We start from the raw sequence: 8503 nt of genomic DNA on the forward strand, positions 1-8503 counted from the left end.
TGATTTTTATGAGTTATGTTTGAAAATTTTCCTGATTGGTGGGATGCCCTGAGTTTAGTTGAGAAGATCTATTGGGGGTTCGCCATTCCATTTACCATTTTATTTGTGCTTCAAATGATTATGACCCTCATCGGCGGTGAATTGGAAACCGACGGAGGTGCAGATTTTGATGTTGAAACAGATCATGGTGCTGGTTTTCAGTTCTTTACCATTAAGAACTTTGTAGCTTTTTTTACCATCTTTTCATGGACAGGTATTGCCTGCCTCGATGCGGGCCTCAGTATCCTCGGGACTATTGCGGCCTCAGTCATTGCGGGTATTATCATGATGCTGGTTATGGCAGCATTATTTTACTCGTTCAGTAAGCTTACGAGCAGCGGGACTTTGCAATTAAAAAATGCCAAAGGCGGTGTTGGAGAGGTTTACCTTACCATAAAAGCTAAAAGAGGTAATATTGGCAAAGTGTCAATTATGGTGCAAGGCTCTTTTCGCGAGCTCGATGCCATTACTGATGATGACCACGACCTTACCAATGGCATGGTTATTACCGTCCGCGATGTGATCAACGGCAATTTATTATTAGTGTCTAAAAGTTAACTTTAATTTCAATGGGTGAATCATTTATTATTATTGTTGCGGCGGTTGCCGTCTTTATTTTCGTCCTGTTAATAGGACTTTTCAAACGCTACAAAAGATGTCCGTCCGACAGAATTTTGGTTGTTTATGGTAAAGTAGGTAAAGGTAGTGATGAGTTGGGGCGTTCTGCCAAATGTATCCATGGTGGAGCAGCGTTTATCTGGCCTATAATTCAGGATTATGAATTTTTAGATTTGACCCCAAGCTCCATTGAGGTTAATCTGACCAATGCATTAAGCCGGCAAAATATTCGTGTTGATGTGCCATCAAGGTTTACAGTGGGTATTTCTACCGAAGAAGGAGTGATGAATAACGCTGCCGAGCGCCTTTTAGGGCTGACCCAGCAAAACATACATGATTTGGCCAAGGATATTATTTTTGGCCAGTTGAGGCTTGTGGTAGCCACAATGGACATCGAAGAGATCAACAGTAACAGAGATAAATTCCTAGCCAACGTGGCATCTAATGTGGAAGCTGAGCTAAAGAAGATTGGTTTGAAGCTGATCAACGTGAACGTTACCGATATTAAAGATGAGTCTGGTTATATTGAAGCGTTAGGTAAAGAAGCTGCTGCAAAGGCTATCAACGATGCCAGAAAAAGTGTGGCTGAAAAGAACAGAGATGGTATGATCGGTGAGGCTAATGCTGTGCAGGAACAAAGGGTTAAAGTTGCAGACGCAGATGCAGGAGCGGTAGAGGGAGAGAACCTTGCAAAAATTAAAGTAGCCCAGTCAGATGCATCAAGGAGAGAAAAAGAAGCTGAGGCTCAGAAGATAGCCATAGCCGCTGAGAAAGTACAGGCTGCCAAGGCATTGGAAGAGGCTTATGCTGCCGAACAGGAAGCAGAGAATGCTCGTGCAACAAGAGATAAAGCTACCCAAACTGCGGATATTGTTGTGCCTGCAGAAATTGATAAGCAGAAAGTTGAGATTGCGGCAGAAGCAGAAGCAGAAATGATAAGAAGAAGGGCAAAAGGTGAGGCCGATGCAATTTTATTTAAGAAGCAGGCAGAAGCACAAGGTCTCTATGAAATACTGACAAAACAAGCCCAGGGTCTGGAACAAATAGTGAAGGCAGCCGGAAACAACTCGAAGGATGCCGTATTACTGTTGATTGCAGACAAGTTGCCTGAGTTAGTAAGAATGCAGACAGAAGCCATCAAAAACATCAAAATTGATAAAATTACTGTTTGGGAAAATGGTAGTGAAAAGGATGGTAAAACATCAACGGCCAACTTCATATCGGGAATGTATAAGTCTGTGCCTCCATTGCAGGAAATGTTCAATATGGCAGGTATGGAGCTTCCTGAATATTTAAAGGGGAAATCGCCCGGAGAAATTCAGCAGATGGCAGAAGAAGTAAAAGAAAAGCAGGAGAAGAAAACTCCTGAAACTCCAAAAACGCCGCCAAAGGATAAAAAAGAATAGATATCGAGCAAGTTTAAATTGCTACCCCGAACAGACTTCCGAAACTTCAATAGACTTCGGAAGTCTTTTTTTTGCCCATGCAGGAGGAGGTAAAACCAATGCATTCTGACCGCTGATACTGCTCTAGTCATCCGATGAGTTTAGCTAAATATGGAATGCTTTCAGAGCAGTTGTCATGTACTAACCCCACATTACTCATTGGATGACTTTAACCACATCTTATGGTGATATGCAACGGTAATCAGTAAACGGTAATTGCTAGTAAACGGTAAGAATTAGCCCATTTTGATCGTCATCGCGACGGCGGTAGGAGGAAGCGATCCCCCTCTTACGAGAGCGAACCGGACTGGTAATTCGGAGCCTGATATCCATAATAAAGAGATTGCTTCTTCGCTCGTACCTTGCTCATTGCAATTTTAATATTTCCGCCGTGAATTTTAATTATGAACTTTGAACCGCGAATCTATCAAGCCGCTTTCCGCTGCTTCCTTAATATAACCTGTGCCTTCTCGCTGATAACATCCGCTACCGGGCGTTTTTGTATCTTGCATTCCAGCCAGGCAATAATGTCGAAGTAGATGAATGCCCTTTTTTCATACGGGTTGTTTTGTAACGGAAGAAGCTGTTTGCGCAGCTTTTTGAATTCCGGGATCAGTTTATCTTCCGTAAAACTAAAACTCAGTTTTTTCAGGAATTTCAGAATGTACTTCTGAAAGTCATGCATATCATCCTTCTTAAGGAGGAATCGATAGGTAGACCTGATATAATAGTCGATCACATCCACATTACCCAGTTCATAGTGGCTGATCAGGTTGAGTATTCTGGCAAAAGAGTGGATGTCTTCCCTGATGTCCACCTTATCGGAGTTAATGATCCTGTTAAGCCATGAGATAGCATCACTGTAATTAGAATTGCCAAAATACAGGCAGGCTATTTTGTAATACATAATCATGGTCGAGTGGTTATCTAACTGGGTTATAAACTGCTCCAGCCCCGGCTTGATCTTAGTAAGTAGAGAAACTCCAAGATCAAAATCACCCAGCATAAAAAAGCGGTTGAACTCATGCACATAAGTGTACTTCAAGAGTTTTAACCGGATGTTTTCATTGATCACATTTTTGGGGAAGTGCCTGATCTGGCGCAATTGCCGGCTTGTCTCTACAAATTCATAGTACTTATAGACTTTATATTGGGCTATCATCAGGTTGTTGATCGCACGCAGGTACATATCCACTTTCGAGATCCTGATCTCCTTGTGCTTATCAAATAGCGCTACCCACTTTTTGGCAAACTTATAACCGTTCTCAAAATCCTGAATGAAGAAATAGTAGTTGACAAAGAGGCTATAGAGATTAAGTTTTTCATTCAGCGACAGCTCCTCTTCATTAAAGTTGGGCATGCTGATGTTAAACATGTTTACAATTTTCTCATAGTCCGACTTGTTACGGATAAACCCAATTTTGTAATACAACGAGTTCAGCTTCACCGAAAGGTTGGTAAATGAGTTGATGTTATTGATCCTGTTGTTGGTGTCCTGCACCTCTTCGATGATCCTGTTTACCCTGATCTGATTGCCCGGCCCAACGGTCTGGGTAAGCACATTTTTTTCCCATTTCAATATCTCAAGCTGTAGTTCGAGGTTATCAATTTTATGGGCGTGCTTCTTAGCCTTTTTTAATACCGTAGCACACTGGTCATATAAACTCCTGTTGAACAGGATTTGGGCGTGGTCGATCATTTCCCTGATCTGGATATCCAGAACGGTGGACTGGTTATATTGCCTGATGCTCTGTAAAATCTTTTTATAGAGGTGTGCCTTAAGGTTGGAAAGTTGCTTTGGATTAATAGAACTATCCTTTTTTAGCAGGGCCTCTTCATCGAAGACGTTTTGGGAATCTATCAGGTCAAAAAGCCGGATATACTTCTTATCGCTATGGCCCTCTTCAGCACTTACAAAGAGCCTGAAGTAGCGCTTCTCACTCTTCTTCAGCGACTTTATCAGGTTGAACAAAGCATCAGACTTCTCCTTTGACATCGTAATTATGAGATAAAATTTATGTGTCCAATTTAACCAATATTATCTTTTAATGCTAAATAACTCTTTTTAGAAACTGTAATTATTCGATTTTTAGGTATTTACTCCGGCTTTTATTCCGTCTACATTTGATCTTATAAAGCTGATTATAACGAGAAGAAATAGCCTATGAGTAACCGCATTCAGATTTTCGATACTACCCTTAGAGACGGAGAGCAAGTGCCAGGGTGTGGATTGTCTAAAAAAGAAAAGATAATTATAGCCAAGGCACTGGAAGAACTTGGAGTAGATATCATTGAAGCCGGTTTCCCTATTTCCAGCCCCGGAGATTTTGAAGCAGTAAAAGCTGTGTCAAAGGAGGTTGGGGATGTCACCATATGTGCTTTGTCACGCGCAGTGGAGAAGGACATCGAGTGTGCGGCAGAGGCACTTAAATATGCCAAAAGGCCAAGAATACATACAGGGATCGGTACTTCAGACCAACATGTATTTACTAAAATAAGGACTACAAGAGAAGATATACTGGAACGCGCCAAAGCATGTGTGCGCTATGCAAAGAGGTTCGTTGAAGATGTGGAGTTTTACGCAGAGGATGCAGGCCGTACGGACAATGACTTTTTGGCCCAGGTCGTAGAAGCCGTAATTAAAGAAGGAGCCACTGTGGTCAACATTCCTGATACTACGGGTTACTGCTTACCGGAAGAATACGGTAAAAAGATCAAATACCTTGTAGATAACGTCAGAGGAATTGAAAAAGCAATAATATCCACCCACTGCCATAATGATCTCGGCCTTTCCACGGCCAATAGTATTGAAGCCATTAAAAATGGCGCACGTCAGGTAGAGTGTACCATCAATGGGATAGGCGAAAGAGCAGGAAACACTTCACTTGAAGAAGTGGTCATGATCCTTAAAAAACACCACTGGCTCAATTTTGAAACAGGAATTAATACACGACAGATCTATCCCATTAGTCAGTTAGTCTCCACGACTATGAACATGCCGGTGCAGCCGAACAAAGCCATTGTTGGTAGCAATGCATTTGCACATTCATCCGGCATCCACCAGGACGGTGTGATCAAAAACAGGGATAACTACGAAATTATTGATCCTGAAGAAGTTGGTGTAAATGAATCTTCTATCATACTTACCGCCAGAAGTGGCAGGGCAGCATTGAACTTCCGCATTGGCAAATTAGGAGTGCAGTTGAGCAAGGAAGAATTGGAACATGTTTACCAGAGGTTCCTGCAAGTGGCCGACCGGATCACTATTGTCAATGATGCTGAACTCAAAAACCTCGTCAGCAAGTACCTTATCACCAACGTTAATTTTTAAAAAGAAAAACTTCTTATGGCGGGTAAAACATTATTCGATAAGATATGGGACAAGCATGTGGTTCATGAAGTAAAGAACGGGCCCCAGGCTTTATATATAGACCGTCACTTTATTCACGAAGTGACAAGCCCTCAGGCATTTAACGGGTTAAGGCAGCGTGGTATTGGTGTATTCAGACCGGAAAAAACGGTGGCTACTGCAGACCACAACGTACCTACGGAAAACCAACACCTGCCTATCAAAGACCAGCTTTCAAGACATCAGGTAAACACACTGATCGAAAACTGCAAAGAATTCGGCGTTGAGCTGTACGGCTTAGGGCATCCTTACCAGGGTATTGTACACGTAATAGGCCCTGAGCTGGGAATTACCCAGCCCGGAATGACCATTGTTTGTGGTGATAGCCACACCTCTACGCACGGAGCATTTGGAAACATAGCTTTTGGTATCGGTACCAGCGAAGTTGAGCAAGTGTTTGCCACCCAGTGCATCCTTCAAAAGAAGCCCATGAAGATGAAGATTCAGATTGATGGCGAGCTGAAGAAGGGAGTAGTATCCAAAGATATCATCCTGCATATCATTTCTATGCTTACTACAAGTGGATGTACAGGTTATTTCGTGGAGTTCATGGGTACTACTATTCAGGGATTATCCATGGAAGCCCGCATGACGATCTGTAACATGAGTATTGAAATGGGAGCCAGAGGAGGCATGATAGCCCCTGATGAAACCACCTTTGAATATATGAAAGGAAGAGAGTTCGCTCCAAAAGGAGATGCGTGGGAGAAAAAGCTGGCCTATTGGAAAACCCTGAAAACTGACGAAGATGCCGTTTTTGACAAGGAGTTTTACTTCAATGCCGAAGATATAGATCCTATGATCACTTATGGTACCAACCCTGCCATGGGAATCGGTATTACAGGCAATGTGCCTGCTACATTTAACGGAAGTACAGATCAGGGCTTGAAAAAGGCTTTGCAGTATATGGATCTTCAGGGAGGCAGTCAACTGCTGGGCAAAAAGATCGACTATGTATTTATAGGTAGTTGTACCAACTCCAGAATAGAAGACCTGAGGCTGGTTGCAGAACTTGTAAAGGGGAAGAAAAAAGCTGACCATGTGCATGCGATGATCATACCCGGCTCACGTCAGGTCGAGCTGCAGGCACGCGCTGAGGGACTGGATAAGATATTGGAAGGTGCAGGCTTTGAACTGAGACAACCGGGCTGCTCGGCCTGTTTGGGGATGAACGAAGATAAAGTACCTAAAGGAAAGTACTGTGTTTCTACTTCCAACAGGAATTTTGAAGGAAGGCAGGGGCCAGGTGCACGTACTATGCTCGCCAGCCCATTGACAGCAGCAGCAGCAGCTATCAACGGCTATATAACTGATGTAAGAGAGATGATTGATTAATAAAAGCATGGAAAAATTTACAACCCTGATATCAACTTGTGTTCCTGTACCACTCCAGGATGTAGACACTGACCAGATCATCCCTGCCAGGTTTTTGAAAGCCACTACCCGCGAGGGGTTTGGTGATAACCTGTTTTGCGACTGGAGATACAAGGAAGATGGACAACCCAACGAGGATTTTGTGTTGAATGACGATACCTACAAGGGGCAAATCTTAGTGGCCGGTAAAAATTTCGGATGCGGTTCCAGCCGGGAACACGCAGCGTGGGCCATATATGATTACGGTTTTAAAGTAGTAGTATCCAGCTTCTTTGCTGACATATTTAAAAACAACGCTTTGAACAATGGTTTGCTGCCGGTGCAGGTGACAGATGTCTTTTTAGACCAGCTTTTCTCAACCATTGAGGATGACCCTGAGGCAGAGATAAGGATAAGCCTTGAAGATCAGGAGATAAGCATAATAGGCTCCAACCTGACGGAGAATTTTGAAATCAACCCATATAAGAAACTTTGCCTGCAAAAAGGCTACGACGATATAGATTTCCTTTTGAGCAAAATTGATGAAATCGAAAAGTACGAGTTGGTAGAGGAGGATTAATGAAAGCAGAGACAGTCCTGGGAGAGATTTGGTTTAGGTTTGATCTTTTGGGACTGTTTCTCTAACTAAAAAATAAATGAAAAAGAATATAGCAGTATTAAGTGGGGATGGCATAGGCCCGGAAGTAACAGCACAGGCACTGAAGGTGCTGAAAGTTGTGGCTGAGGTGTATGGCCATGAGTTTACCTACAAAGAAGCCCTCGTGGGAGCCTGTGCTATTGATGCCACCGGCAATCCCTTTCCCGAGGAAACAGAGCTGGTATGTCAGCAGGCTGATGCCATTCTTTTCGGAGCCATTGGCCATCCGAAATATGATAATGATCCTAAAGCCAAAGTTCGACCCGAGCAAGGATTGCTGGCCATGAGAAAGAAGTTAGGGCTATTTGCCAATGTGCGGCCGGTTAAAAGTTATAAAGCCCTGCTGCCGATCTCTCCGCTTAAAGAGGAGATTATTGACGGTACCGACTTTGTAGTATTTCGGGAGTTGACAGGTGGCATTTACTTCGGACAGCCCAGAGGCCGTTCGGAAGATGGTAAAAATGCTTTTGATACCTGTACTTATTCTACGGATGAAATTATCAGAGTATCAAAACTGGCATTTGAGGCCGCTCAGAACAGGAGAAAGAAAGTCACACTGGTGGATAAAGCCAATGTGCTGGCTACTTCCAGGTTGTGGAGGGAAACGGTCAAAGAACTGGCAGCAGAATATCCCGATGTAGAGCTGGATTTCATGTTTGTTGACAATGCGGCCATGAAGATCATCCAGAACCCGCGAGACTTTGACGTGGTACTTACGGAAAATATGTTTGGAGACATCATTACCGATGAAGCTTCTGTTATTTCAGGTTCACTCGGAATGTTGCCTTCCGCTTCCATTGGGCTGAGCCGCAGCCTGTATGAGCCAATCCATGGATCATATCCTCAGGCAGCAGGGAAAAATATTGCCAACCCTTTTGGTGCCATACTTTCTGCAGCTATGCTTTTGGAGTATTCATTCGGAATGATCGAAGAAAGCAAAGCCATAAACGAAGCAGTGATGCAAGCTATGAATGAGGGCTT

At 43.2% G+C, this 8503-nt stretch carries 7 protein-coding genes; 6 read left to right on the top strand and 1 reads right to left on the bottom strand.

Translation table 11 applies throughout. The features are described 5' to 3' along the window. Nucleotides 1–15 precede the first annotated feature (15 nt). Nucleotides 16–597 (top strand): hypothetical protein, encoded by a 582-nt coding sequence (locus E1163_RS05110; protein ID WP_155170174.1) that lies wholly within the window; start codon nt 16–18, stop codon nt 595–597. An 11-nt stretch (nt 598–608) separates the two neighbouring features. After that, a complete protein-coding gene (locus E1163_RS05115) occupies nt 609–2063 on the top strand; it encodes a flotillin family protein (protein ID WP_155170176.1) in 1455 nt (484 codons plus the stop codon). A 466-nt stretch (nt 2064–2529) separates the two neighbouring features. On the opposite strand, the gene E1163_RS05120 is transcribed toward E1163_RS05115, so the two are convergent. Further along, nucleotides 2530–4098: a hypothetical protein gene (locus E1163_RS05120; RefSeq protein WP_155170178.1), complete on the bottom strand. Its 1569-nt coding sequence runs from the start codon at nt 4096–4098 to the stop codon at nt 2530–2532. A 168-nt stretch (nt 4099–4266) separates the two neighbouring features. On the opposite strand from E1163_RS05120, the gene E1163_RS05125 reads away from it, so the two are divergent. The 4 genes from E1163_RS05125 to leuB form a co-directional block, all read left to right on the top strand. Further along, the gene (locus tag E1163_RS05125) at nt 4267–5433 is read left to right on the top strand and encodes a 2-isopropylmalate synthase (protein WP_155170180.1); all 1167 of its coding nucleotides are present in this window, start codon (nt 4267–4269) and stop codon (nt 5431–5433) included. Between the two features lie 15 nt (nt 5434–5448). Next, nucleotides 5449–6846 carry a 3-isopropylmalate dehydratase large subunit gene (leuC, locus tag E1163_RS05130; protein WP_155170182.1) on the top strand — a complete coding sequence of 466 codons (1398 nt, stop codon included), beginning with the start codon at nt 5449–5451 and terminating at the stop codon, nt 6844–6846. Nucleotides 6847–6853: 7 nt separating this feature from the next. Beyond that, on the top strand, nt 6854–7444 hold the full coding sequence (gene leuD, locus E1163_RS05135) for a 3-isopropylmalate dehydratase small subunit (RefSeq protein WP_155170184.1): 591 nt from the start codon (nt 6854–6856) through the stop codon (nt 7442–7444). 76 nt (nt 7445–7520) lie between these two features. Further along, on the top strand, nt 7521–8503 hold a 983-nt coding region (leuB, locus tag E1163_RS05140; RefSeq protein WP_155170186.1), incomplete at its 3' end, for a 3-isopropylmalate dehydrogenase.

It is taken from the genome of Fulvivirga kasyanovii (assembly GCF_009711405.1).
GTDB lineage: Bacteria > Bacteroidota > Bacteroidia > Cytophagales > Cyclobacteriaceae > Fulvivirga > Fulvivirga kasyanovii.

Coding starts and splice junctions, on each gene's coding strand:
- E1163_RS05120 (WP_155170178.1), bottom strand. CDS start 4,098: ATGTCAAAGGAGAAGTCTGATGCTTTGTTCAACCTGATAAAGTCGCTG.
- leuD (WP_155170184.1), top strand. CDS start 6,854: ATGGAAAAATTTACAACCCTGATATCAACTTGTGTTCCTGTACCACTC.
- leuC (WP_155170182.1), top strand. CDS start 5,449: ATGGCGGGTAAAACATTATTCGATAAGATATGGGACAAGCATGTGGTT.
- E1163_RS05110 (WP_155170174.1), top strand. CDS start 16: ATGTTTGAAAATTTTCCTGATTGGTGGGATGCCCTGAGTTTAGTTGAG.
- E1163_RS05125 (WP_155170180.1), top strand. CDS start 4,267: ATGAGTAACCGCATTCAGATTTTCGATACTACCCTTAGAGACGGAGAG.
- E1163_RS05115 (WP_155170176.1), top strand. CDS start 609: ATGGGTGAATCATTTATTATTATTGTTGCGGCGGTTGCCGTCTTTATT.